The organism is Dellaglioa sp. CoH-57-MRSF-22, assembly GCF_056781895.1.
The window spans coordinates 1-249 of sequence record NZ_JBXAXT010000245.1; the positions used below are offsets into that span (position 1 = coordinate 1).

The 249-nt window shown below is 53.0% G+C and carries 1 protein-coding gene; it reads right to left on the reverse strand.

Going from position 1 to position 249, the window contains the following annotated elements:
• Positions 1–45: 45 nt before the first annotated feature.
• The coding region (locus tag AC1RPR_RS08950) for a hypothetical protein (RefSeq protein ID WP_481763597.1) at positions 46–249 on the reverse strand (204 nt) is incomplete at its 5' end.

Below are 249 nucleotides of genomic sequence, written 5' to 3' on the forward strand. Positions count from 1 at the left end.
GTCGTGGATCGAGCGGGTGAGGGCGGTTGGTTCCGTATTCGATTGTCAATTCTTTTCTCCTTCGTCTAGAATTCGGTCGATTGTCGCAATGTAGACCAATGCGCACCAATCTTGAAACTGCTGTTCCGTCACGTTGCCGGGCCGAATCCAGCCAACGCCATTCTCATCCGTCTCGCGGCTAAATGTGTGATACCCACATTTGTGGGTCAGGAAATAGTGCGCCGAGAAGTGGGTATGCGCCAACAACCG